The 25,298-nt window shown below is 66.1% G+C and carries 20 protein-coding genes; 3 read left to right on the top strand and 17 right to left on the bottom strand.

Going from position 1 to position 25,298, the window contains the following annotated elements; all coding sequences use genetic code 11:
- From AC1DKV_RS34875 to ugpB, 7 genes are all read right to left on the bottom strand, one after another.
- A partial coding sequence (locus tag AC1DKV_RS34875; RefSeq protein ID WP_477139125.1) for a biotin/lipoyl-containing protein occupies positions 1-278 on the bottom strand: 278 nt, incomplete at its 3' end.
- Positions 279-373: 95 nt separating this feature from the next.
- A complete protein-coding gene (locus tag AC1DKV_RS34870; RefSeq protein WP_441623668.1) occupies positions 374-3,229 on the bottom strand; it encodes a 2-oxoglutarate dehydrogenase E1 component in 2,856 nt (951 codons plus the stop codon).
- Positions 3,230-3,615: 386 nt separating this feature from the next.
- Complete coding sequence (gene ugpQ / locus AC1DKV_RS34865; RefSeq protein ID WP_441623666.1) at positions 3,616-4,362, bottom strand: glycerophosphodiester phosphodiesterase; 747 nt, start codon at positions 4,360-4,362, stop codon at positions 3,616-3,618.
- A 24-nt stretch (positions 4,363-4,386) separates the two neighbouring features.
- On the bottom strand, positions 4,387-5,490 hold the full coding sequence (locus tag AC1DKV_RS34860; protein ID WP_441623664.1) for a sn-glycerol-3-phosphate import ATP-binding protein UgpC: 1,104 nt from the start codon (positions 5,488-5,490) through the stop codon (positions 4,387-4,389).
- A gap of 71 nt (positions 5,491-5,561) precedes the next feature.
- Positions 5,562-6,410 (bottom strand): sn-glycerol-3-phosphate ABC transporter permease UgpE, encoded by an 849-nt coding sequence (gene ugpE / locus AC1DKV_RS34855; protein WP_441623662.1) that lies wholly within the window; start codon positions 6,408-6,410, stop codon positions 5,562-5,564.
- A 16-nt stretch (positions 6,411-6,426) separates the two neighbouring features.
- A complete protein-coding gene (ugpA, locus tag AC1DKV_RS34850; RefSeq protein WP_441623660.1) occupies positions 6,427-7,308 on the bottom strand; it encodes a sn-glycerol-3-phosphate ABC transporter permease UgpA in 882 nt (293 codons plus the stop codon).
- A gap of 200 nt (positions 7,309-7,508) precedes the next feature.
- Positions 7,509-8,825, bottom strand: a complete 1,317-nt coding sequence (ugpB, locus tag AC1DKV_RS34845) for a sn-glycerol-3-phosphate ABC transporter substrate-binding protein UgpB (RefSeq protein WP_441623658.1) — start codon at positions 8,823-8,825, stop codon at positions 7,509-7,511.
- Between the two features lie 175 nt (positions 8,826-9,000).
- Between ugpB and AC1DKV_RS34840 the strand changes: the two genes are divergently transcribed.
- Entirely contained in the window at positions 9,001-9,792 is a 792-nt protein-coding gene (locus tag AC1DKV_RS34840; protein WP_441623656.1) for an HAD-IIB family hydrolase, read from the top strand.
- 79 nt (positions 9,793-9,871) lie between these two features.
- Here the strand turns inward: AC1DKV_RS34840 and ntrC are convergent, their stop codons facing one another.
- From ntrC to AC1DKV_RS34820, 4 genes are all read right to left on the bottom strand, one after another.
- On the bottom strand, positions 9,872-11,425 hold the full coding sequence (gene ntrC, locus AC1DKV_RS34835) for a nitrogen regulation protein NR(I) (RefSeq protein ID WP_441623655.1): 1,554 nt from the start codon (positions 11,423-11,425) through the stop codon (positions 9,872-9,874).
- A gap of 112 nt (positions 11,426-11,537) precedes the next feature.
- Positions 11,538-12,689: a nitrogen regulation protein NR(II) gene (gene glnL, locus AC1DKV_RS34830; protein ID WP_441623653.1), complete on the bottom strand. Its 1,152-nt coding sequence runs from the start codon at positions 12,687-12,689 to the stop codon at positions 11,538-11,540.
- A 4-nt stretch (positions 12,690-12,693) separates the two neighbouring features.
- Positions 12,694-13,260, bottom strand: a complete 567-nt coding sequence (locus tag AC1DKV_RS34825) for a DUF4124 domain-containing protein (RefSeq protein WP_441623651.1) — start codon at positions 13,258-13,260, stop codon at positions 12,694-12,696.
- Between the two features lie 133 nt (positions 13,261-13,393).
- Positions 13,394-14,809: a 3-hydroxylaminophenol mutase gene (locus AC1DKV_RS34820; RefSeq protein ID WP_441623649.1), complete on the bottom strand. Its 1,416-nt coding sequence runs from the start codon at positions 14,807-14,809 to the stop codon at positions 13,394-13,396.
- Positions 14,810-15,359: 550 nt separating this feature from the next.
- Here AC1DKV_RS34820 and AC1DKV_RS34815 point away from each other — a divergent pair.
- Positions 15,360-15,824 carry a rhodanese-like domain-containing protein gene (locus tag AC1DKV_RS34815; RefSeq protein ID WP_441623647.1) on the top strand — a complete coding sequence of 155 codons (465 nt, stop codon included), beginning with the start codon at positions 15,360-15,362 and terminating at the stop codon, positions 15,822-15,824.
- Positions 15,825-15,927: 103 nt separating this feature from the next.
- On the opposite strand, the gene AC1DKV_RS34810 is transcribed toward AC1DKV_RS34815, so the two are convergent.
- The 5 genes from AC1DKV_RS34810 to AC1DKV_RS34790 form a co-directional block, all read right to left on the bottom strand.
- Positions 15,928-16,761: a competence/damage-inducible protein A gene (locus AC1DKV_RS34810; protein WP_441623645.1), complete on the bottom strand. Its 834-nt coding sequence runs from the start codon at positions 16,759-16,761 to the stop codon at positions 15,928-15,930.
- A gap of 12 nt (positions 16,762-16,773) precedes the next feature.
- On the bottom strand, positions 16,774-17,643 hold the full coding sequence (locus tag AC1DKV_RS34805; RefSeq protein WP_441623643.1) for an EI24 domain-containing protein: 870 nt from the start codon (positions 17,641-17,643) through the stop codon (positions 16,774-16,776).
- 131 nt (positions 17,644-17,774) lie between these two features.
- Positions 17,775-18,749, bottom strand: coding sequence for a sterol desaturase family protein (locus AC1DKV_RS34800; protein WP_441623641.1), 975 nt, complete (start codon positions 18,747-18,749; stop codon positions 17,775-17,777).
- On the bottom strand, positions 18,749-19,687 hold the full coding sequence (locus AC1DKV_RS34795) for a polysaccharide deacetylase family protein (protein ID WP_441623640.1): 939 nt from the start codon (positions 19,685-19,687) through the stop codon (positions 18,749-18,751). Before AC1DKV_RS34795 ends, AC1DKV_RS34800 begins: the two co-directional genes overlap by 1 nt.
- 118 nt (positions 19,688-19,805) lie before the next feature.
- Positions 19,806-20,792: a YVTN family beta-propeller repeat protein gene (locus AC1DKV_RS34790; protein ID WP_441623669.1), complete on the bottom strand. Its 987-nt coding sequence runs from the start codon at positions 20,790-20,792 to the stop codon at positions 19,806-19,808.
- 143 nt (positions 20,793-20,935) lie between these two features.
- Here AC1DKV_RS34790 and AC1DKV_RS34785 point away from each other — a divergent pair, with 143 nt between their 5' ends.
- Complete coding sequence (locus tag AC1DKV_RS34785; protein ID WP_441623638.1) at positions 20,936-21,175, top strand: hypothetical protein; 240 nt, start codon at positions 20,936-20,938, stop codon at positions 21,173-21,175.
- A 206-nt stretch (positions 21,176-21,381) separates the two neighbouring features.
- Here the strand turns inward: AC1DKV_RS34785 and hrpA are convergent.
- Positions 21,382-25,298, bottom strand: a 3,917-nt coding sequence (hrpA, locus tag AC1DKV_RS34780) for an ATP-dependent RNA helicase HrpA (protein ID WP_477139124.1), incomplete at its 5' end; no start/stop codon positions are given.

Raw genomic sequence — 25,298 nt, 5'->3', positions numbered from 1 at the left:
GGCGCGGCGGCGGCGGGAGCAGCTGCGCCGGCGGTGGCTTCGGTGTCGATCTTGGCGATCACTTCGTCGGCGACCACGGTGTCGCCATCGTTGCGGATGATCTGCGACAGCACGCCTGCCGACGGGGCCGGCACTTCGAGCACGACCTTGTCGGTCTCGATCTCAATCAGGATTTCGTCTTGGGCAACGGCTTCGCCCGGCTTTTTCTTCCAGTTCAGCATGGTCGCTTCTGCAACCGATTCGGACAGCTGCGGAACCTTGACGTCAACAATAGCCATGGTTGGTATTTCCTTTTGTATTCGTATGTGCTTCGGGCATGCGGCAAAGACAAAGCGGTGCGCGCTCGGCGCGCGCACCGCCATTCAGGCCACGATCATTTGGTCAGGACAAAGCCCTTGAGCTTGGCGAAAGCCGCATCCAGCAGCGCCTTCTGCTGCTCGTTGTGCTTGGCGTAGTAGCCAACTGCCGGCGATGCCGAGGCGGGACGGCCGGCGTAGCCGAGCTTCTGCCCTTCGGTCATGTTTTCCATGATGTAGTGCTGCACGAAGAACCAGGCGCCCTGGTTCTGCGGCTCGTCCTGGCACCACACGATTTCGTTGGCGTTGGGATACTTCTTCAGCTCGGCGGCCACCGCCTTGTGCGGGAACGGATAGAGCTGTTCCATGCGGATGATGGCCGTATCGCCGGCGCCACGTTCCTTGCGCGCATTGACCAGGTCGTAGTAGACCTTGCCCGAGCACATGACGATGCGCTTGACCTTGCTGGCGTTCAGTTCTTCGTGATCCGGAATGACGGTCTCGAAGTGACCCTTGGCCAGGTCGGACAGCGGCGAGACCGCATCCTTGTTACGCAGCAGCGACTTCGGCGTCATGATCACCAGCGGCTTGCGGAACAGACGGATCATCTGGCGGCGCAGCAGGTGGAAGATCTGGGCCGGGGTGGTCGGTTGGCAGACTTGCATATTGTGGTCCGCGCACAGCTGCAGGAAGCGCTCGATGCGCGCCGAGCTGTGTTCCGGACCCTGGCCTTCGTAGCCGTGCGGCAGCATCAGGGTCAGGCCCGAGGCACGGCCCCACTTCACTTCGCCCGACGAGATGAACTGGTCGATCACGACCTGGGCGCCGTTGACGAAGTCGCCGAACTGGGCTTCCCAGATCACGAGCGCGTTCGGTTCGGCGGTCGAGAAGCCGTATTCGAAGCCGAGCACGGCTTCTTCGGACAGCACCGAGTCGATCACCGTGAACGGAGCCTGGTTCTCGGACACGTTCTGCAGCGGCACGTAGCTGCCGGCATCCCAGCGCTCGCGGTTCTGGTCATGCAGGACCGAGTGGCGGTGGGTGAAGGTGCCGCGGCCGGCGTCCTGGCCGGTGATACGCACCGGGTAGCCCGAAGCCACCAGCGACGCGAAGGCCAGGTGCTCGCCCATGCCCCAGTCCAGCGACTGGTCGCCGCGGCCCATGTTGGCGCGGTCCTTGACGACCTTCTCGACCAGGGTGTGCAGCTTGAAGTGCTCGGGGATCGTGGTGATGCGTTCGGCCAGGCGCTTGAGCTCGGTCACCGGCACCGCGGTGTCGGCGGCGTCGGTCCACTTGCGGTTCAGGAACGGCATCCAGTCCACGGCGAACTTGTTCTTGAAGTTCGACAGGACGGGGTCGACCGTGTGCTTGCCCGCGTCCATGGCGGCACGGTATTCCTTGACCAGCTCGTCACCGAAGTCGGCACCGACCAGGTTCTGCGCTGCCAGCTTGTCGGCGTACAGCTTGCGCGTGCCCGGGTGCTGGCTGATCTTCTTGTACATCAGCGGCTGGGTGACGGCCGGGGTGTCCTGCTCGTTGTGGCCCAGCTTGCGGAAGCAGATGATGTCGACCACGACGTCGCGCTTGAACTCCATGCGGAAGTCCACTGCGAGCTGCATGGCGAACACCACGGCTTCGGGATCGTCGCCGTTGACGTGCAGCACCGGCGCTTCGATCATCTTGACCACGTCCGTGCAGTACAGCGTCGAACGCGCGTCGCGCGGGTCGGAGGTGGTGAAGCCGATCTGGTTGTTGATCACGATGTGCATCGTGCCGCCCGTGCCGTAGCCGCGGGTCTGCGCCAGGTTCAGCGTTTCCATCACCACGCCCTGGCCGGCGAATGCCGCGTCGCCGTGCACTTGCACCGGCAGCACTTCGGCGTGGCCGGCGGGCTCGCCGCGGCGTTCCTGGCGGGCCTTGACCGAGCCTTCCACGACCGGGTTGACGATTTCCAGGTGCGACGGGTTGAAGGCGAGCGACAGGTGGACCGGGCCGCCTTCGGTGGAGACGTCGCTGGAGAAGCCCTTGTGGTACTTCACGTCGCCGGCCGGCAGGTCGTCGACGTGCTTGCCTTCGAATTCGGCGAACAGGTCCGCCGGCATCTTGCCCAGCGTATTGACCAGCACGTTCAGGCGGCCGCGGTGGGCCATGCCGATCACGATTTCCTGCACGCCCTTGCTGCCCGCGCGCTGGATCAGCTCGTCCATGGCGGCGATGAAGGATTCGCCGCCTTCGAGCGAAAAGCGCTTCTGGCCGACGAATTTGGTGTGGAGGAAGCGCTCCAGGCCTTCGGCCGCGGTCAGGCGGTCCAGGACGTGCTTCTTCTTGTCGAGCGTGAACACCGGCTTGGAACGCGTGGTTTCCAGGCGCTCCTGCCACCAGCGCTTCTGCGCCTGGTCGCTGATATACATGAACTCGGCGCCGATGCTGCTGCAGTACGTTTCGCGCAGGTTGTTGAGCAGCTCGCGCAGGCTCATCGATTCCTTGCCGAAATACGTATTGCTGGCGTTGAAGACGATGTCGAGATCGCTTTCGGAGAAGCCGTAGAAAGCCGGGTCGAGATCCGGCAGGGGCGGACGCTCCTGGCGCTTGAGCGGATCGAGGTCGGCCCAGTGCGAACCGATGTTGCGGTAGGCGGCGATCAGTTGCGTGGCAGCGACACGCTTGCGCCCCATGTCCGAATCGGCGGACGCGACGATGGTCTTGATTGGACCCTGCTTGGCGCGCTCGGCGAACGAGGCGACGATGGGAGCGTGGGCGATGTCGCGGGCGTTGGAGCCGTCGACGGCCGGCACGTTCTGCATCGCGTCGAAATACGCGCGCCAGTTGTCGGGAACCGAAGTGGGATTCTGGAGGTAGGCCTCGTACAGCTCTTCCACATAGGGGGCATTGCCGCCGAAGAGGTACGAATTGCTTTGATACTGCTGCATCATGGGGCGCTCACTATTCTCCGGGTATGCCGGAGTAAAGCGGGTTCATCAACCTTCCGCGACACGGCTTGACCGGTTAGCGGATTGCAAACAACTCTTCAGGTCAACCGGAGCACCTTATGCAAACGGCACCACGATGGGTGCCGGTTCTTTCGGCGCTGCGATCGCCCTGCAAGGGCAAGTTGTGCGGGGAAGGACCTAAGTCTTCACTGCGCATAAGCATAGCACGTTTGCCAACCGCCACTGGGGTCTTTTCGCATTACGGAACGGATTAACAACAAGCGCCATCGGGCATCGTTGCGCGGCACCACCGCCCGCGCAGGCGGTCGTGGCGCGCCCACCTCCCTCCCCCGCCGTGCGGCCGTGTTCAGGCCGCGTTCGGGTCGTACTCAGGCCGCGTCCGGGGCGATCTGGTCGACCGCGTCGGTGATCAGCGCGTCGAGGCCCCAGCCGAGCAGCTCGGCGGCGCGCACCGGATCGTTGACCGTATAGCAGGCCACGCGAAAACCGGCCGCGTGCGCTGCCTGAATCACCTCGGCGGTGAGCTCGCGGTGGTTCGAATCGAGCGCCACGCAGTCCAGCCGGCGCAGCCGCTCCAGCCAGTCGGGCGGCAGCTTGTCCAGCAGCAGCGCGCGCGGCAGCGCCGGGGCAGCCTTGCGGGCGGCCTCCAGCGCCTCCTCGGAGAACGACGACAGCAGCGGTGGCACCTCGCTGCCGGCCCACAGGGCCAGCGCGTCCAGCGCCACCGCGGCGCCGGTGCGCCATTCCGCGCCCGGCACCGGCTTGATCTCGATATTCACGTGCAGGCCGTTGGCGCGGGTATAGCGGGCGATCGCTGCCAGCGTCGGAATCGGCTCGCCGGCATACGCCGGGCTATGCCAGCTGCCGGCATCCAGCGTAGCCAGTTCGCCCAGCGTGAGCGCATCGGCGCGGCCGCGGCCGCTGGTGGTGCGGTCGAGCGTGGCGTCGTGCAACAGCACGGCACGGCCGTCGCCGGAGAGTTTCACGTCGAACTCGAACATGCGGTAGCCGAACGAGGCACCGTGGCGGAAGGCCGCCAGCGTGTTCTCGGGAGCCAGCTTGCCGGCGCCGCGATGGGCGATATGGCGCGGATAGGGCCAGGTGGTCTGCGTCATGGTGTGGATTACCGTTTGGTCCGCTCAGGCGTCGATCCGCTTGCCGGTCTCGGCGTCGAAGAAATGCAGGTGATCGGCCGAGGCCGTGATCGGCAGGCGGTCGCCGCCGCGCACATGCATATTGCTGTCCAGGCGCACCACCACCGGCTGGCTGCCCAGCGTGCCGTAGGCGAACGAGTCCGCCCCCAGCGCTTCGACCAGCCGCACATCGATCTCGGCAATCGCCTCGGCCGCCGCGCACGGCTCGATATGCTCCGGGCGCAGGCCCAGCAACGCGCGCTGCGGCAAGTGCAGGCCCATCGGCAGGTGGCCGAGCGTGGCGGGCTGCCCCTGGGCGCCCTCCTTCTGCTCCACGCGCATCTGCGCCTCGCCCTGGCCGCCATTGACGCGGGCCACCGGCACCAGGTTCATCGGCGGCGAACCGATAAAGCTCGCCACGAAAGTGCTGGCCGGGCGCGCATAGACTTCGAGCGGCGTGCCGATCTGCTCGACGCGGCCGCCGTTGAGCACCATCATGCGGTCGGCCAGCGTCATGGCCTCGACCTGGTCGTGCGTCACGTACATGCTGGTGGTGCGCAGGCGGCGGTGCAGCTCCTTGAGCTCCAGGCGCATCTGCACGCGCAGCTTGGCGTCCAGGTTCGAGAGGGGCTCATCGAACAGGAACACCGCCGGCTCGCGCACGATGGCGCGGCCCATGGCCACGCGCTGGCGCTGGCCGCCCGAGAGCTGGCGCGGCTTGCGGTCCAGCAGCGGGGCGAGCTCCAGGATGCCGGCGGCATGGCGCACGCGCTGCTCGATCTCGGCCTTGGCCATGCCGCGGATCTTGAGGCCGTAGGCCATGTTGTCGTAGACGCTCATATGCGGGTAGAGCGCGTAGTTCTGGAACACCATGGCGATGTCCCGCTCGGCCGGCTCGAGGTCGTTCACGACCTTCTCGCCGATATGGACCTCGCCGCCGCTGATGGCTTCGAGCCCGGCCACCATGCGCAGCAGCGTGGATTTGCCGCAACCCGAGGGGCCGACGATGACGATGAACTCGCCGTCGGTGATTTCCATGTCGATGCCGTGCACGACCTTGACATTGCCGGCGTAGGTTTTCTGTACGTTGCGAAGCGACAGTTTTGCCATTGCTATTCTTTCTCGCTGCTTATGCGCTGAGTAGGCGTGGCGGGCGCGTTTTCGCGCCCTGCCCCGTCCGCTTATTTTTCGGTTTCGACCAGGCCCTTGACGAACCACTTCTGCATCAGCACCACCACGATCGCGGGCGGGATCATGGCCAGCATCACGGTGGCCATCACCAGGTTCCAGTCGGTCGCGGCATCGCCGGAGCGGGAGATCATCTGCGTGACACCCACCACCACCGGGGTCATCGACTTCTGCGTGGTGATCAGCAGCGGCCACAGGTACTGGTTCCAGCCGTAGATGAACTGGATCACGAACAGTGCCGCGATGCTGGTCTTGGACAGCGGCAGCACCACGTCCTTGAAGAAGCGCAGCGGCCCGGCGCCGTCGATGCGCGCCGCCTCGGCCAGCTCGTCCGGGATGGTCAGGAAGAACTGGCGGAACAGGAAGGTCGCGGTCGCCGAGGCAATGATCGGGATGGTCAGGCCGAAGTAGCTGTCCAGCATGCCCAGGTCCGACACCACCTTGTAGGTCGGCAGGATCCGCACTTCCACCGGCAGCATCAGCGTGATGAAGATCATCCAGAAAAAGGTCTTGCGCAGCGGGAACTTGAAGTACACCACCGCGAAGGCCGAGATGATCGAGATCGCGATCTTGCCCAGCGAGATACCGAGCGCCATGACCAGGCTGTTGAGCATCATGGTCGAGACCGGGGAAGCGGACTCGCCCACGCCCTTGAACAGCACGGTGCGATAGTTCTCGAAGAAATGGCTGCCGGGCAACAGCGTCATCGGTGCTTCCAGCACCTGTTCCGCCGTCAGCGTCGAAGCCACGAAAGTCACATAGACCGGAAACGCCACCACCACGATGCCGAGGATCAGCACCAGGTGTGTGAGGAAATCCAGAAAGGGTCGTCGTTCTACCATGTTTGCGCCCGCCTGATCAGTATTGAACCTTGCGTTCCACGTAGCGGAACTGCACCACCGTGAGCGCGACCACGATCACCATCAGCACCACCGATTGCGCCGCCGAGCCGCCGATGTCCATGCCGCGGAAGCCGTCGTGGAACACCTTGTAGACCAGCGTGTTGGTGGAGTTGAAAGGCCCGCCGTGCGTCACCGAGTCGATGATGGCGAACGTGTCGAAAAACGCGTACACGACGTTGATCACCATCAGGAAGAAGGTGGTCGGCGACAGCAGCGGGAACACGATCGACCAGAAGCGGCGCCACGGGCCTGCGCCGTCGATGGCGGCCGCCTCGATCAGCGATTTCGGGATGCTCTGCAGGCCGGCCAGGAAGAACAGGAAGTTGTAGCTGATCTGCTTCCATGCCGCCACCAGGATCACCAGGCCCAGCGCCTGCTGCCCGTTGAGCAGGAAGTTCCAGTCGATGCCGAGCGCGCGCAGCGCGTAGGACACCACGCCCAGGCTCGGATTGAACAGGAACATCCACAGCACGCCCGCCACCGCCGGCGCCACCGCGTAGGGCCAGATCAGCAGCATGCGGTAGGCCATCGCGCCGCGCAGCACGCGGTCGGCGAAGTACGCCAGCAGCAGCGAGAAGGACAGGCCGACCAGGGTCACGCCCACCGCGAACACGCCGGTGATGCGGAAGGATTCCAGGTAGAGCGGGTCGTTCCACAGCGTGCTGAAGTTCTCCAGCCCGACGAACTCCAGGTTGATGCCGAACGCGTCCTGCTGCAGCACGGACTGGTACAAGGCCTGACCCGCAGGCCAGAAGAAGAAAACTAGCGTGATGACAATCTGCGGGAACACCAGCAGGTAAGGCAGCCATCGCGACCGGAAGACAACCCGTTTTTCCATGGGCAATCCAATCGTCCAACGAATGCCGCGCAAGGCGGCATCGAATCAGGTTACGGCGCGCATCCGCAAGGCGGGCGCGCCAACGAAGTGGCACATTGGCAGGGACGCGCCGTTGCGGGAGCGCCCCGGCCAATGTGCCAGGCCAACAAAAAACGGGCGGGATGCGAACCCGCCCGTCTTCGCGGCAAGGGCAGGCCGGCTTACTCGCGCGCGGTCTTCTGGAAGCGCTCGAGCAGTTCGTCGCCGCGCTTGACCGCGGTGTCCAGGGCTTCCTTGGGCTGCTTCTTGCCCGCCCAGACGGCTTCGAGCTCCTCGTCGACCACGGTACGGATCTGCACCAGGTTGCCCAGGCGCACGCCGCGCGACTTGTCGGTGGTCTTGACTACCATCTGTTCCACCGAGACATCGGCGCCCGGGTTCTTTTCATAGTAGCCGGACTTCTTGGTCAGCTCGTAGGCGGCCATGGTGACCGGCAGGTAGCCGGTGGCCTGGTGCCAGTCGGACTGGATCTCCGGACGCGACAGGTAGGTGAAGAACTTGGCCACGCCCTTGTACTCCTCGGGCTTCTTGCCGCCCATCACCCACAGCGAGGCGCCGCCGATGATGGTGTTCTGCGGGGCACCCGGCACGTCGGCATAGTACGGCAGCTGCGACACGCCGAAGGCGAACTTGGCGTTCTTGCGGATATTCGCCAGCGATGCCGACGAACCCGTGAACATCGCGCACTCGCCGTTATAGAACTTGGCCTGCGACTCCGACTTGCGGCCACCGTAGCTGAAGTAGCCCTTCTTCACCATTTCCTGCAGGTTGGTGATGTGCTTGACGTGCAGCGGGCTGTTGAAGACCAGGCGCGCATCGGTGCCACCGAAGCCGTTGTTCTTGGTAGCGAACAGCGTGTTGTGCCAGGCCGAGAAGCTCTCCAGGTGCACCCAGCCCTGCCAGTCGGTGGTGTACGCGCACTGGCCGCCCGACGCCTTGATCTTGGCCGAGTACTGCATCACTTCGGGCCAGGTCTTGGGCGGCTTGCTGGCGTCCAGGCCCGCCTTCTTGAAGGCGTCCTTGTTGTAATAGAAGACCGTGGTCGAGCTGTTGAACGGGAACGACAGCATCTCGCCCTTGGACGAGGTGTAGTAGCCGGCAACCGCGGGGATGTAGATCTTCTGGTCGAACTTCTCGCCCGCGTCCTTCATCACCGTCGATACCGGCTTGATGGCGCCCTTGGCGCTCATCATGGTGGCCGTGCCCACTTCGAAGACCTGCAGGATGGCCGGCTGCGTGCCGGCGCGGAAGGCGGCAATGCCGGCCGCCATGGTCTCGTCGTAGCTACCCTTGTTGACCGGCACGATCTTGTAGTCGGACTGGCTGGCATTGAACTTGTCGGCGATCTCGTTCACCTTGTCGTTCAGCGCGCCCTGCATGGCATGCCACCACTGGATCTCGACAGCGGCGTGCGCGGTGCCGGCGCCCGCCAGCACGGCAAAGGCCGCGATCTTCAGCACGGTACGTTGGAAGGTCATCGACAGCTCTCCTGGTTGTTATTTCAGTTCGGGAAAAAATCGACCGACTGTATGCAGTTTTTGTGACAGCCGGATGTTACTCCGCCTTGTTGGATTGGAAAACCGGGCAAATCCACTAAATGACAATAATATGACAACGTTTTGTCGGTGGCTTGACAGGGTAGAATCCGGGGCTATGCAAGCCATCCAGACCCTTCCCGCCCCGGCGTTGCGCCGCGTGCGCGGCGTGCTCACCGACATCGACGGCACCATCACCACCGACGGCAGGCTGCCGGCTGCCACCTACCTCGCGCTGGACCGTCTCAAGCAGGCGGGCCTGCACGTGATCCCGGTCACCGGCCGCTGCATCGCCTGGGCCGAGATCCTGACGCGCCTGTGGCCGGTGGATGCCATCATCGGCGAGAACGGCGCCTTCTATTCCCACCTGCGCAGCGGCAAGCTGGTTACCCGCTACCTGGACGACGCCACCACGCGGACAGCCAACCTCGAGCGCATCCATGCGCTGGGCCAGCGCATCCTGCAGGCGGTCCCCGGCTGCGCGCTGGCCTCCGACCAGGCCTGGCACGCGGCCGACCTGGCCATCGACCATGCCGAGGACGTCGCCCCCCTGCCCCCGCCCGCGGTCGACCGGATCGTCGCGCTGATGCGCGATGCCGGCATGACGGCCACGGTCAGCTCGATCCACGTCAACGGCTGGTTCGGCGCGCACGACAAGCTCAGCATGAGCAAGCTGTGCGCAGCCGAGCTGCTCGGCGCGGATCTCGACGCCGAACGCGACGAATGGCTGTTTATCGGCGACTCGGCGAACGACGCCACCATGTTCGCCCACTTTCCCCTGTCGGTCGGGGTCGCCAACATCCGCGACATTCTGCCGCAACTGCCGGCCAGGCCCGCCTACCTGACGCAGGCGGCTTGCGGCGAGGGATTTGCGGAAATGGCAGAACTGCTGCTGGCGGCACGAGGCTGACGCGCGCGCGTAGCGCGCATCAAATGAATACGGCCGGGACAAACCCGGCCGTATTCATTTCCGCGCTGCGGCAAAGCCGTCAGTCGAAGCCCAGTTCCTGCAGCTTGCGGGTGATCGTATTGCGCCCGATCCCCAGGCGGGTGGCCGCCTCCACCCGGCGCCCGCGGGTCACGCCGAGCGCCGCCTCCAGCACCGCCTTCTCGAAGCGGCGCGTCAGCGCATCCATCACCTCGGGCTGGCCGGATTCGAGCATGGCGCGCGCCTCGCCCGCCAGCAGGTTTTCCCAGCCGGCAAGCGCGCTCGCCGAGGCCGCGCGGCCGGCGAAGGCCAGCGCGGCATCAGGCTCCCCGGCCATCCCGGGGGGCGCTGCGCCGTAGTCCACCGGGTCGTGGCCGTCGGCCTCGTCCGCCCGGCTTTCGGCGCGCGCATCGAGCGCCCGCGCCATGCCCGCACCCGCGCCGTTGCCACCCTGCGGCGTGCCACCGCCGATCATCTCGCGCGGCAGGTCCTTGACCTCGATGGTCTGCGCCGGCGCCATCACGGTCAGCCAGTTGCAGAGGTTCTCCAGCTGGCGGACGTTGCCGGGGAACGGCAGCGTGCTGACATAGGTCAAGGCCTCGTCCGCCATGCGCTTGGGCTCCACGCCCAGTTCCTTGGCGCTCTTCTGCAGGAAATGACGGGCCAGCAGGGTGATGTCCTCCGGCCGCTCGCGCAGCGGCGGCAGGCGCAGGCGGATCACGTTGAGGCGGTGGAACAAGTCCTCGCGGAACAGTCCTTCCTTGACGCGCGTCTCCAGGTTCTGGTGGGTGGCGGCAATCACGCGCACATTGGCGCGCAGCGGATTGTGCCCGCCCACGCGGTAGAAGTTGCCGTCGGACAGCACGCGCAGCAGGCGCGTCTGCAGGTCGAACGGCATGTCGCCGATTTCGTCGAGGAACAGCGTGCCGCCCTCGGCCTGCTCGAAGCGGCCGCGGCGCATGGTCTGCGCGCCGGTGAAGGCGCCGCGCTCATGGCCGAACAGTTCGGATTCAAGCAGGTCTTTCGGGATGGCCGCGGTGTTCAGCGCGATGAAGGGGCCGTTGGCACGCGGGCTGTGCTTGTGCAGCGCCTGCGCCACCAGCTCCTTGCCGGTGCCGGACTCGCCGGTGATCAGCACGGTCACGTTGGACTGCGACAGGCGGCCGATGGCGCGGAACACGTCCTGCATGGCGGGCGCCTGGCCGAGGATCTCGGGGGCGTCCACCAGGCGGTCTTCCATCTCCTCCTCGCGCAGGCTTTCCTGCAGCGCGCGGCGGATCAGCTCGACCGCCTTGTCCACGTCGAAGGGCTTGGCCAGGTATTCGAAGGCGCCGCCCTGGAACGCGGCTACCGCGCTGTCCAGGTCGGAGTAGGCCGTCATCACGATGACGGGCAGCCCCGGGTGGCGCGCCTTGAGCGCTTGCAGCAGATCCAGGCCCGAGCCACCCGGCATGCGGATATCGGAGATCAGGACTTGCGGCTCGTCGTCTTCGAGCGCGGCGAGTACGTCGCGCACATTGGTAAAGCTGCGCGAGAGCAGGCTTTCACGGGCGAGGGCTTTCTCAAGAACCCAGCGGATTGATTGATCGTCGTCGACTATCCAGATCGGCTTCATGTGCGTCGCTTGTCTGCTCGGTGTCATTCGGTCTTCCGCGTTCCTGTCTGCACGCCACCTGAGGCACCGGGAGGCAGCAATCGTTGAGGCAATGCCAATTGCTTTCGCCAGGTCAATGCAGGGGCAGCAGGATACGGAAGTCGGTACAGCCAGGCCGGCTCTCACATTCGATCAAGCCCTCGTGCTGCTGCACGAAGGTTTGAGCGAGTGTGAGACCGAGGCCGCTGCCGCCGTCCCTACCCGACACCAGCGGATAGAAGATGCGTTCGCGAATATCCTCGGGGATGCCCGGACCGTTATCGATGACATGCAAGTCCAATGCCAGCTTGAACAGACGCTTGGCAATTGTCACCTGGCGGGCCACGCGCGTGCGCAGGACGATCTGCGCATCGCCGCGCCCGATGCGCTCGGCCAGCGCCTGCGCAGCGTTGTGGACGATGTTGAGCACGGCCTGGATCAGTTGCTCCATGTCGCCGCGCAGGTCCGGCAGGCTGGCGTCGTAGTCGCGCACGATATCCAGCCCGGACGGGAATTCGGCCAGCACCACCGAACGCACGCGCTCCAGCACCTCGTGGATATTGAGGTCCGACACGATATGCGGATGCCGGTGCGGCTCCAGCAGCCGGTCCACCAGCGTCTGCAGGCGATCCGACTCCTTGATGATGACCTGGGTGTATTCGCGCAGCGAGCGGTCCGGCAGCTCAAACTCCAGCAGCTGCGCCGCGCCGCGGATGCCACCCAGCGGGTTCTTGATCTCGTGGGCGAGGTTGCGGATCAGTTCCTTGTTGGCCGAGGTCAGGTCGAGGATGCGTTCCTCGCGCTCGCTGCGCACCTTCTGCTCGTTGGGCAACATCTCCACCAGCACGGTGTCGGGGTTGGCCTCCAGCGCGCCGATCACCACGTGCGCGTGGGTCGGCTCCTGCAAGGGCGGGTGCAGCACCACGTCCTGGCGGCGCGCATCGAACTGCCGCGAGAGCACCGTATCGATCATGCTGCCGAGCTCTTCCGAGGCGCCGAACAGGTCCGCCAGCGACAGCTCCACCATGGCCTTGCGCGATACCGCGAAGCTCGCTTCGGCCGCCGGGTTGGCGTAGACGATGCGCATGCCCGGCTGGCGCACCAGCAGGACCGGGTTGGCGATCACGTCCAGGCCCTGGCGATAGGAAACATCGCCCAACGGCAGCACCGCGGCCCCGCCCTCGGGCGGATTGCCGGCTCCGGCCGAAGCCACCTTGCGGGAGACGCTGCGAATCAGGCGACGCATGAGACTAGTCCTTCAGGTTGGAAAGTTCGCGCCGCAACGATGCGGCATTGGCCTCGCCGCGCGCGATGTCGTCACGCAGCGCGGCGGTGCGGTCCAGGTACCGCTGGTAGTTGCGCTCGTTGCCCTGGCGCTCGGGCTGGCCGTTGTTGTACTCGGCGCGCAGCCCGGCCAGCTTGGCCTCCTCGCTCTGCAGTTCCTGCTCGAGCACGGCGCGGCGCTCGCCGTCGCGGCTCTTCTGCGTGGCGCTGTCCACCCGCGGGAAGGTCGCGGGCGTGGTGGCCGGCGCGCTGCCCTTGGCCGCGCCGGCGGCGGAGACGCGCGTGCCCGGCACGGTGGTCACTTCCGGCAGGCTGAGCCGCTTGCAGCCCTTGCCGCCATTGCCGTTGCGGTACTCCGGCACGCCGTTGGGGCCGGCGCAGACATAGATATCACCCGATTGCGCCGGCGCCGGCCGACTCCAGGCCAGCAAGGCCAGCGCCAACATGGCGCATACGGCCGCCGGCGCACGCATGCGGGCACCGAAGCGGGGCATCGGGTGGAGCTGGGAGTGCGGAAAGTCGAGCGCGTCCATTGACATCAGCAAGGGAGGTGGAAAAGGAGCCCCATTCTAGCCATCAATCCAGGCTTCAAAACAAAAAGGGACAGCCGAAGCCGCCCCTTCCTGGTGCAACTGTTGCCCGGTCACAACCAGGCAACGTCCCGCCTTACAGCGAGTAGTACATTTCGAACTCGATCGGGTGCGTGGTCATGCGGAAGCGGGTGACTTCTTCCATCTTCAGTTCGATGTAGGCATCGATCATGGAGTTGGAGAAGACGCCGCCGCGCGTCAGGAACTCGCGGTCGTTGTCGAGGTATTCCAGGGCCTGGTCGAGGCTCGAGCAGACGGTCGGGATCTTTGCATCCTCTTCCGGCGGCAGGTCGTACAGGTTCTTGTCGGCAGCTTCGCCCGGGTGGATCTTGTTCATCACGCCGTCCAGGCCGGCCATCAGCAGCGCCGAGAAGCCCAGGTACGGGTTCATCAGCGGATCCGGGAAGCGCGTTTCGATACGGCGGCCCTTCGGGTTCGCCACATACGGAATGCGGATCGAAGCCGAGCGGTTGCGGGCCGAGTAGGCCAGCTTCACCGGTGCCTCGAAGCCCGGGACCAGGCGCTTGTACGAGTTCGTGCCCGGGTTGGTGATGGCGTTCAGCGCGCGAGCGTGCTTGATGATGCCGCCGATGTAGTACAGCGCGAATTCCGACAGGCCGGCGTAGCCGTTGCCCGCGAACAGGTTCTGGCCGTCCTTCCACACGGACTGGTGCACGTGCATGCCCGAACCGTTGTCACCCACGACCGGCTTCGGCATGAAGGTGGCGGTCTTGCCGTAGGTGTGCGCGACGTTCTGGATCACGTACTTCTGCAGCTGCGTCCAGTCGGCGCGCTGCACCAGCGTGCTGAACCGGGTGCCGATTTCGTTCTGGCCCTGGCCAGCCACTTCGTGGTGGTGGACTTCCACGGGGATGCCCAGCGATTCCAGGATCAGGCACATTTCCGAACGGATGTCCTGGAAGGTGTCGATCGGGGCGACCGGGAAGTAGCCGCCCTTCTTGCCCGGACGGTGGCCGCTGTTGCCGTGCTCGAATTCCTTGCCCGACGACCACGGTGCTTCTTCCGAGTGGATCTTGACAGCGCAACCCTGCATGTCAATGTTCCAGGTCACGCCGTCGAAGATGAAGAATTCGGGTTCCGGACCGAAGTAGGCGGTGTCGCCCAGGCCGGTGCTCTTCAGGTACGCCTCGGCGCGCTTGGCGATCGAGCGCGGGTCGCGGTCGTAGCCCTTGCCATCCGACGGCTCGACCACGTCGCAGGTCAGCACCAGGGTCGGTTCTTCGTAAAACGGATCGATGTTGGCGGTAACCGGATCCGGCATCAGCAGCATGTCCGAAGCCTCGATACCCTTCCAGCCGGCGATCGACGAGCCGTCGAATGCGTGGCCGCTTTCGAACTTGTCTTCGTCGAAGTGCGACACGGGTACCGACACGTGTTGCTCTTTGCCTTTGGTATCGGTGAAACGGAAATCGACGAACTTGACGTCGTTTTCCTTCACAAGCTTCATCACATCTGCAACGCTGTGGGCCATGCCTATCTCCTGGAAATTCGGCTGAAGTCTAGAAAGCCATTCTTGCGTCGGTCTTCGTCACACCCCGCCTGCAAGGCTTGGGGACTGCGCAAAAACCGGCCACGAAAGGGACGAGGAATGTTAGCAGAAAGCATGCCAAGGGAAGACCCTGATTACCCCTGCGTTCCCGAAAAAAGTGCAATTGGACGGCCCCAGGCAGGCCTTCGGACGGTGCCAGGGTGGCGCATGTGGCATATGCAAAATCTCGCTGCCCAGGCAGGCCGCGCGAGCCCCGCAGGCGCGCATCCGGCAGGGCCCGCGGAAACACCAAAACAGTGCAATACAGCGCGAAAATGCACCATCAATGTGCCACCACGCAAATGATGATCTGTTTTGGTGCGCTCGCCACCAGGTTGCCTGCTTGCGGTGCATGCACCCGGCATTCCTGGCCGCGGCCGACCGCCGCCCAAACCTGCCGGGCCCGGCCCGCGGCGCGCTAGAATACCCGTCGGGGCGCTCCATTGCCCTATGGCGCCGTGGCGCCACTCCACCTTTCGATCTTGTCACCCAGATGACCACCCGAGACGACCTTCTCCAAGCCGCGCGCCAGCGCCAGCAGCAAAACCAGCTCCCCTATTTCGGCGCCCTCTCGCCGCAAGAAGCGTTTGCCCTGCTGCAGAACGATCCCGCCGCCGTGATGGTGGACGTGCGCACGCAGGCGGAACTGGACTGGATCGGCGGGCCGGACCTGCCGGAAGCCCAGTCCGCGCACGTCGAATGGATGAGCTACCCGGGCGGCGCGCAGAACGCGGCCTTCCTCGAGCAGCTCAAGGCGCGGGTACCGACCGATGTACCCGTGCTGTTCCTGTGCCGCAGCGCGGCGCGCTCCAAGCACGCGGCGCGCGTGGCGACCGAGGCCGGCTACCAGTTTGCGATGGATGTGCTCGAAGGCTTCGAGGGCAACCGCGATGAGCATCATCACCGCAAGACGACGGAAGGCTGGTGCGTGCGCGGATTGCCGTGGCACGGCGCCTGACGGGCGGCAACACCGCCAGGCCCCGGCCGGGCGGCAAGCAAAACGGGACAGCATGGCTGTCCCGTTTTTCATTCGATGACCGTATCACCGCTCAGTCCGCCGCTCAGTCTGCCGCGGGATCGCCCGGCCGCCGCGCCGCGACTTCCACCAGCTCGAAGCCCATCTCGCGCACGCCGTCGCGCAGCATGGCGTAGGCCGGCTCGACGAGATCGCTCGCCCCCTTCACGCCGAGGTCGATATGGCGCCGCGCATAGAGCTCGCCGCGCCTGGCATCGCCTACCGACGGCAGGCTGAACACGCGCACGCCGCCGAACGCTGCCTCGACCCGCTCCATCAGCGGCGTCAGGGTCGATTCGGGCGCCTCGAACACCAGGAACGAACGCTCCTCCTGCACCGCCGTATGGAACAGGTGCGGGTAGTAATGGTCCAGCACCCATTCCATCATCGGCCATGCCATTACCGGGAAGCCGGGCATGAAGTGATGATCGGCTACGGAGAAGCCGGGAATCCGGTTGTAGCTGTTCGGGATGATGCGCGCGCCCGCCGGGAATTCACCCATCTTGAAGCGATGCTGGTTCTCGGGCAGGTTCAGGTCGCCCTTGACCGGATCGCCGGCGGCGGTCTCGACGATGCGCTGGGCGATCAGCTCGCGCGCCTCGGGATGCAACGCCAGCGGCACGCCGAGCGCCGCCGCGGCGCATTGCCGGGTGTGGTCGTCCGGCGTGGCGCCGATGCCGCCGGTGCAGAACACCACGTCGGTGCCGGCAAAGGTGCGGCGCAGCGTGGCGGTGATGCGCGCGCGCTCGTCGCCCACGTACTCTGCCCAGTCCAGCGCCAGCCCACGGGCGGCCAGCAGTTCGATGGCGCGGCGCATGTGCTTGTCTTCGCGCCGCCCCGACAGAATCTCGTCACCAATGACGATCAGGCCGAAACCCATGATGCCCTCGCTTCAGGATTGTTCAATGCGCCGCACGTCGGACGGCGCGAGATCGATGACGTCCGCCGCAGGCGAAGCCGCCACGGCGGCGCGCTCGGCGCGCAACTGCTCCAGCGCGCGCAGGCAGAAATGCCCGAACCACAGCGCCGAGAAGATAAAGATCAGCACATAGAGCCACAGCGTGCCCGCCAGTACGAACGGAAACAGGAAGATCAGCGCCGCCGAGGATACCCAGATCAGCGTCGGTGCCGAGCCCAGCAGCCCGACCGCCACGCCGATCGAGAGCAAGGACGCGCGGTGGCGTTTCATCAGGGTCTTGCGCTCTTCGGCGGTGGCGTGCTCGGCCAGCGCGTCGTAGGTCATCACGCGGTAGGTCAGCCAGCCCCACAGCAACGGCGGGATCAGCGCAAAGAACAGCGGGAACAGCCACAGCGGCAAGGTCACGATCACCAGCAGCAGGAACAGGAAGGTACTGCCGAGCGTCTGCAACACGCTGCCGGCCACGCTGCCGCCCTTGGCCCGCTCCAGCCCGGGATAGCTGCGCTCCAGGTGGCGCATCACCGAAGGCACGGAGAACAGGCTGATGAAGATCAGCATCGAGGCGATCACCAGCGGCACCATCAGCGCGATCACGAACAGCGGCGCCACCACGGCATTGAGCGACTGCATGCCCAGCCAGGCCAGCCCCGCGTAGATCCAGCTGGTGAGCGCCGAGCTTTCGAGGATGCCGCGCGCGGTCGCCATGATGGGCTCCCAGCCCCACAGCAGCAGGCCACCCCACAGCCCCGTCGCCAACACGAAGGGGATGACGGTGAGCATCAGCATGCGCGGATGCAGCTGGCTCATCAGGGCACGACCAAACGCGCGAAAAATATCGTTCATGCAGTGAATTGGATTGCCGCGAAAGCGAAGACAAACAGACTAGCACACGTCACCGGCGCCGGCCGGAGCCTGCCGGCCGGCACATCACCGCCATGGCCAGGCGGGACGCCGCGAGGCGGCGGCGCGGCCCGTCAGCCCAGCCGCAGCAGGCGCTTGATGCCGTACCACTGCTGCGACAGGAAGCCGGTGCCGTAGTTGCGGCTCTTGCCCGCGGGCGGCGGCATCTGGTCGCGGATCCCGGTGGGATAGTAGGCGTCGGTGAACACGGCGGTGCGGAACAGCATGTCCCACCATGGGAAGATCACGCCGTAATTGCAGCCGCCGAGCCGGCCGGGACGGCCGATCGCCTCGTGGCCCACGCCCACCGCGTGGTGGGTGCGGTGAAAGCGCGGCGACACCAGCAGCCGCTCGCCGAGCGCGCCGAAGTGCAGGCGCAGGTTGGCATGCTGCAGGCTCTGCAGAAGCTGCGACAGCGCCACCAGCAGCACGTACTGCGACGGCTCCACGCCGACCGCCAGCGCCACCACGGCGAACACCAGGTCGCGCAGCATGTCGTCGAGCAGGTGGTTGCGGTTGTCGCTCCACAGCGTCATCTGGCGCTGGCTGTGGTGCACGGCGTGCAGGCTCCACCACCAGCGGTAGGTATGCGACAGGCGGTGGTACCAGTAGTCGAGCAGGTCGAACAGCAGCAGGTAGACGAAGAAGCTGACCAGCGGGATCGACGTCACCGCCGGCCACCAGTCCTCCACATTCACGCGCTGCCAGCCAAGCAGGCGCAGCTGGCCTTCGAGCCCGTCCATCAGCGGGCCGAGCAGGAAGAACATCGCCAGCCGGAACAGGCCGAGCCGATGCACGACGGTATAGAGAATGTCGGTGCGGATCGCCCCGCGGTCGGTCACGACCTCGACCGGGCGCAGCTTTTCCAGCGGCCCCAGGATCAGCACCATCACCACGATCTGCACCAGCCCCACCAGCAGCCATTCGGTGCCCGTGAAGGCGTCCTCGGCATAGCCGCCGAAGCCGAGCTGGTAGACCACCGGCAGGATCACGTCCTGGAACAGCGTGGCTTCGACCTGGCCGACCCAGGCGTTGAGCGTGTCCAGCATCACGGTCTCCCCGCCTCGCGGCCCGCCACGGTGGCGCCCTGGCCGCGCAACCACTCGCGATAGGCGGGATGCTCGCGCAGCGTGGCGAAGCAGAAGCCCTTCTGCTCCAGCCCGCTGATCAGCGGCTCGAGCACGCCCGGCGCCCACGGATCCTTGCGCGACCAGATGCCGAGATGCGCCATGGTGATGTCGCCATCGCGCAGGTCGCGCAGCGCGCGCGCCAGCAGCACCTTGTTCGGGAAGCGCTCGGAAGACAATTCATCGCCAAGGAAGCCGGCCGGCGCCCATGCCACGTGCCTGAAGCCGCACTGCTCGGCCCATTGCAGCGTCTGCGGCGCGGTATGGCCGCCCGGCGCGCGCCACAGCGGCGACATCGCGGCGCCGCTCAGCCCGCGCAGTGCCCGCGCGCTGCGCTTGAGTTCGCTGCAAAAGCCCTGCTGGTCCATTGTCACGTCCTGGCCGGCCTGCGCGCCGAACTGCGGGCGCATCGTCACTTTGCCGTCGCGCGTGCCGCGCAGGTAGACGTGGTCGAAGGTGTGGCTGCCGAAGACATGGCCGTCCGCCGCCAGCGTCTTCCAGTACGCGGCCCAGCCCGGGTCGAGCGAGCTGTCCTTGTTGACGGTGGGCTCGTTGGCGAGGAAGAAGGTGGCCTTGATATGGTGGCGGCGCAGCGTGTCGGCGATCAGCGTGGCCTGGCTCATGCTGCCGGTATCGAAGGTCAGGTAGAGCGTGCCGGCACGGCAGGATTGCGGCGCGGCAGGCGCCGGCTGCGCGGGTCCGGCGGCGTTGGCTGAGGTGGCTGAGGTGGCTGAGGTGGCCGACGTGGCCGAGGTGGCGAAACCCGCCGCCGCCGCCGCCAGTGCCAGCCCCGCAACGGCAAACCCGGCCGCCGCGCGTATCACCGCGCGGGCGGGCCGGGGCCGCGAAATCTTGCTCATGATGCCTGTCCTGATGACCTGTGACTGCATTGGAGTGGCGACAGCCATACTAGTTTCGAGTGCCGCGCGGGCCGCCGCGTTCCGTGCGGCGCCGCGCCCGCCACGCCCGGCTCAATACTCAATACAAAGGCGCGCGCGTGCGGAAGTAAATGCCGTGCGGCGAACGGCCGACGCGGATGGTCTTGACCAGCTTGCGGCTGGCCACGTCGACCAGGCCGACCGAGCGTGCCCAGCGGAAGCTCACCCACAGCGTCTTGCCGTCCGCGGTGAGCTCCATGTCATCGGGACCGGCAGGCAGGCCGGTGATATCGCCGATCTTGGTCAGCGTCTGCTGGTCCAGGATGCTGATCGTGCCGGAGACGCGGTTGGACAGGAACAGGTGGCGCTTGTCGCCCACCGCGCGGAAATTGTGCGCGCCCTTGCCGGTCTGGATCTGCTTGACCACGGTGCGGGTATGCCAGTCGATCACGGCGACGTAGTCGGCGCCGGTCATGCCCACCAGCAGGTACTTCTGGTCAGGCGTCACCCACACCCCGGCGGGTGCCGAGCCGGCGTCCATGCGCCACATCACGGTCTGCGTGGGCAGGTCGATGGCGACCACCTCGTTGGAGTCCTGCAGCGTGATGAAGGCCACGCGGCTATCGGCGGTGAAGGCGATATGGCTCGGTGTCTTGGCCAGCGGCAATTGCTTGGCGATCTTCAGCGCCTTGCCGTCCCAGCGGTACAGGTCGACCCGGTCGAGGCGGTTGCCGGTGGTCAGGAACCATTTCTGGTCGGGCGAGAAACCGATCTGGTAGGGATCGTCGATATTGGGAACGCGCTGCTGGACCTTGCCCGTGACCGGGTCGAGGAAGACCAGGTCATTGCCCACTGCATTGGCGACGATCAGCGATTTGTCGTCGGGCGTGGCGATCAGGTGATGGGGCTCCTTGCCGACCGGGAAGGTCTCGAGCACCTTCTGCATGTCCTTGTCGATCAGCGTGACGGTTGCGTCACCCGAATTGAGCACCACCACCACTTCTGCCGAGGCCGGCGCCGCTGCCATCCCCAGGGACAGGGTACCGATCAAGGCAAACCCGGAAACTACACGACGCAATGCGAGCATAAGACCGTTAAACAATGACTTAATCGAGCATTCTAACGTTTCCGGGTCCTGATCCGATGACGCAGCTCAAGAAACTAACATTTGGTCACAATCTCGGGGTGGGGGGATAGGGGACGGGGGGGCAGAGGGTTCCTGGCGAATTTTTGGGGGCTGTTGTCGACGTCAAGGTCAACGTCAACGTCAAAGTCAACGTCAACGTCAACGTCAAAGGCTTTCGCGCCCCCGGCGCGACCTACTTTCTTTTGTCCGAAAAGAAAGTAGGCCAAGAAAGCGGACTCCTGGCCGGAGGGGCAGAAGAATCCAGGGTTTATGGGATTTGCGGATTCGTGGTGGGCGTGTCGGTTCTGCTGGAATCTGCCGGTACCGGCTCGGGCGGCCGCTAGGCTGCGGGCGGTGCTGGTTTCGTGGTGATGCCCCTGGGCGCTGGTGCACTGCTTGTTCGGGCATCTGCCGTTACCGGGTCGGGTGGCCACGGCATCGTGGCGTCGCTGGTTTCGTGGTGGGCGTGGTGGACCGGCTTTCGAGCCGAGGCAGGGAGCCTGGGCTGGGGGGCCTGTGGGCCTGTCATGCCACGCAAAACCAAGCCCCCTCACCTCTGCATCGCCTCCCAAACCTTCTGCAGCCGCTTTACCGACATCGGCACTGGCGTGCGCAGCTCCTGCGCGAACAGCGCCACGCGCAGTTCTTCCAGCATCCAGCGGAACTCGTCCAGGCGCGCATCCTCCACGCCCCTGCCCTGCTGGCGCAACTGCTTCTCGGCGCGCTGCCACTGCTGCAGCAGCGGCGTCATTTCCTGCAGGCGCTGGGTGTCGCGCGCCGGGTCGCCCTTGATCTTGTCGATGCGCATGGCGATGCCTTTCAGGTAGCGCGGGAAATGCACCAGTTGCAGGTAGGGCGTATCGGTCACGAACTGCTTACCCATCAACCGCGCCAGCTGCGCCTCCATATCGGCGTGCGCCGCGGCGAAGGGCTTGGCCTGGATCAGCTTGCGCGGCAGCGTGGCGTACTCGGCCAGCACTGCGCCCACCAGCCGGGCGATCTCCTGCGCCAGCAGGTTCAGGCGCGAACGCCCCTCCTCCTTGCGCGCGGCGAACTCAGCCTCGTTGCGCGGCAGCGGCGCCTGCAGGCAGGCGCGCTCGAGCGCCATCGTCACGATCTGGTCGCGCAGCATTTCCTGCGTGCCCAGCGTCATGTACTGCATCGCCATCTGCTGCAGGCCGGGGATGTTCTTTTCCAGGAACTTCACCTGCTCGCGCAATTGCAGCGCGAACAGGCGGCGCAGGCCGACGTGATGCACGCGCACGGCTTCCTGCGGGTCGTCGAACACTTCCACGTCGCAATGCGCTCCGCGGTCGACCAGCGCCGGATAGCCGAACAGCGTCTGGTTGCCCTTGCGGATTTCCAGCAGCTCCGGCAGCTCGCCGAACGACCAGCCGGTCAGCCCTTCGTACTGGCCGGGTTCGGCCGCCGGCGCCTGCGACGCGGATTGCGCAGCGATGCTCTGGAACGACTGCTGTGCCTGCCCGCCCAGCTCGGCGCGCAGTTGCGCCAGGTTACGGCCCATGTCGAGCTGGCGGCCATGTTCGTCCACCACCTTGAAGTTCATCGCATGGTGGGCCGGCAGCGTCTCCAGCTTGAAGTCCGCGCGCCTGACCATGGTGCCGGTCTGCTCGCGGATATCGGCGATCAGCACGTCGAGCAGCTCGCCCTCGCCGAACGGCCTGCGCTCCACGAAGCCGGCGGCGTAGTCGGGCAGCGGCACGCAATGCCGGCGCAGCTTCTGCGGCAGTGACTTGAGCAGCAGGTGCACCTTCTCCTTGACCATGCCCGGCACCAGCCAGTCGGCCCGCTCCGGGCGCACCTGGTTGAGCGCATACAGCGGCACGGTCAGCGTCACGCCGTCGCGGTGGCTGCCGGGCTCGAAGTGATAGGTCAGCGCCATATCCACGCCCGCCACTGGCATCAGCTTGGGGAACAGGTCCGTGGTAATGCCAGCCGCTTCATGCCGCATCAGCTCTTCGCGGTTCAGGTAGAGCAGCTTGCGGTCACGTGCGCTTTCGGTCTGGTACCACTGCTCGAAGGTGGCCTGCTGGTGGATCTCCGCCGGGATCAGGCGGTCATAGAAGGCGAAGATCAGTTCGTCGTCCACCAGCACGTCCTGCCGGCGCGACTTGTGCTCCAGGTTCTCGATCTCGCGCGTCAGGCGCTGGTTGTGCGCGAAGAACGGCAATTTGGTATCGAACTCGCCTTCCACCAGCCCGCGCCGGATAAACAGCTCGCGCGCCTCCGCCGGGTTCATCGGGCCGTAGTGCACGCGGCGGTGCTGGTAGACCACCAGCCCGTACAGCGTGGCGCGCTCCATGGCCATCACCTGGCCGGACTTCTTCTCCCAGTGCGGATCGCTCCAGCTCACCTTGAGCAGGTGGCGGCCCACCTGCTCGAGCCATTCCGGCTCGATGCGCGCCAGCGTGCGCGCGAACAGCCGGCTGGTCTCGATCAGCTCGGCGCCGATGATCCAGCGGCCCACCTTGCGCGCGATCAGCGAGCCGGGCCACAGGTGGAACTTGATGCCGCGCGCGCCCAGGTATTCGCGCCCGCGGCCGTCGGCCTCTTCGAGCTTGCAGCCTACATTGCCCAGCAGGCCGGTCAGCAGCGCCTTGTGGACCTGCTCGTAAGTGGGCTCGCTCTCGTTGAGGCGCCAGCCCTGCTCGGTCACCGTGGTCAGCAGCTGCGAATGCACGTCGCGCCATTCGCGCAGGCGCACATGCGAGAGGAAGCTGGCGCGGCACTGGTCCTGCAGCTGGCGGTTGGTCTTCTTGTGCGCCACCGCCTCTTCGAACCAGCGCCACATCTTGACCCAGCCCAGGAACTCGGACTTCTCGTCCATGAACTTGCGGTGGGCCTGGTCGGCCGCTTCCTGCGCCTCCTGCGGGCGGTCGCGCGGGTCCTGTACGGATAGCGCGCTGGCGATGATCAGCACTTCGCGCAGGCACTGGTGCTCGCGCGCGGCCAGGATCATGCGGGCCACGCGCGGGTCCAGCGGCAGGCGAGCCAGCTGGCGGCCGGTCTGGGTCAGCGCGTTGGCGTCGTCGCCCACGCTCTCCACCGCGCCCAGCTCCTGCAGCAGCTGGTAGCCGTCGGCAATGGCACGACCCAGCGGCGGCTCGATAAAGGGAAACTCCTCGATCGCGGTCAGCTTGAGCGCCTTCATGCGCAGGATGACCGCGGCCAGCGAGGAGCGCAGGATTTCCGGATCGGTAAAGCGCGCGCGGCCGACGAAATCCGCTTCCTCGTAGAGCCGGATGCATACGCCGTCGGCGACCCGGCCGCAACGGCCGGCACGCTGGTTGGCGGCGGCCTGCGAGATCGCCTCGATCTGCAGCTGCTCGACCTTGTTGCGATAGGAATAGCGCTTGACCCGCGCCATCCCGGTATCCACCACATAGCGGATGCCCGGCACGGTCAGCGAGGTCTCGGCCACATTGGTGGCCAGCACGATGCGGCGTGCATTGGAGGGCCGGAACACACGCTCCTGCTCCTGCACCGACAGGCGCGCGAACAGCGGCAGGATCTCGGTATGCGGCGGATGGTGCTTGCGCAGCGCCTCCGCGGCCTCGCGGATCTCGCGCTCGCCGGGCAGGAACACCAGCACGTCGCCGGGGCCGAGCCGGCAGAGCTCGTCCACGGCCTCGACGATGCCGTCGAACAGGTCGCGGTCCTTGCCCTGCGCCGCCTTGGGCGCACCCTCGCCCGGCGCCGCCTTGTCCTTCTCGATCGGCCGGTAGCGGATTTCGACCGGATACAGGCGCCCGCTCACCTCGATCACCGGCGCCGGCTTGCCGCCCTGCGCGAAATGCTCGGCGAAGCGGTTGGCGTCGATGGTGGCCGAGGTGATGATCAGCTTGAGGTCCGGCCGCTTCGGCAGGATCTCCCTCAGGTAGCCGATCAGGAAATCGATATTGAGGCTGCGTTCGTGCGCCTCGTCGATGATGATGGTGTCGTAGGCCCGCAGCAGCGGATCGTTCTGCGTCTCGGCCAGCAGGATACCGTCGGTCATCAGCTTGACCGAGGCACCCGGCGACATGGTGTCGTTGAAACGCACCTGGTAGCCCACGTGCTCGCCCAGCGGCGTGCCGATCTCCTGCGCGATGCGCTTGGCGGTGGAGGTGGCGGCAATACGCCGCGGCTGGGTGTGGCCGATCAGGCCGCCGCCGCCGTCCGCGCCCGGGCCGCGCCCGATCGACAGGCAGATCTTGGGCAGCTGCGTGGTCTTGCCGGAGCCGGTCTCGCCCGAGACGATCACTACCTGGCTGGCCAGCAGCGCCTGCGCGATCTCCTCGCGGCGGGCCGACACCGGCAGCGCCTCGGGGAACGTAATCGGCGGCAGCGGATTGGCCACGCGGCGCGGCCGGGCTGCACCTGCCTCGGCGCGGGGCCGGCCCTGGCGGCCCTCCCCGGGCGGCCTCGGAGGTCGCGCGGCCGGCGCCGCGGGCGCAGCCTGGGCGG

The sequence above is a fragment of the Cupriavidus sp. 05T41 genome (genome assembly GCF_056396525.1).
The sequence above is the reverse complement of the archived record's forward strand: the minus strand, read 5'-3'. Positions and strand labels throughout refer to the sequence as shown.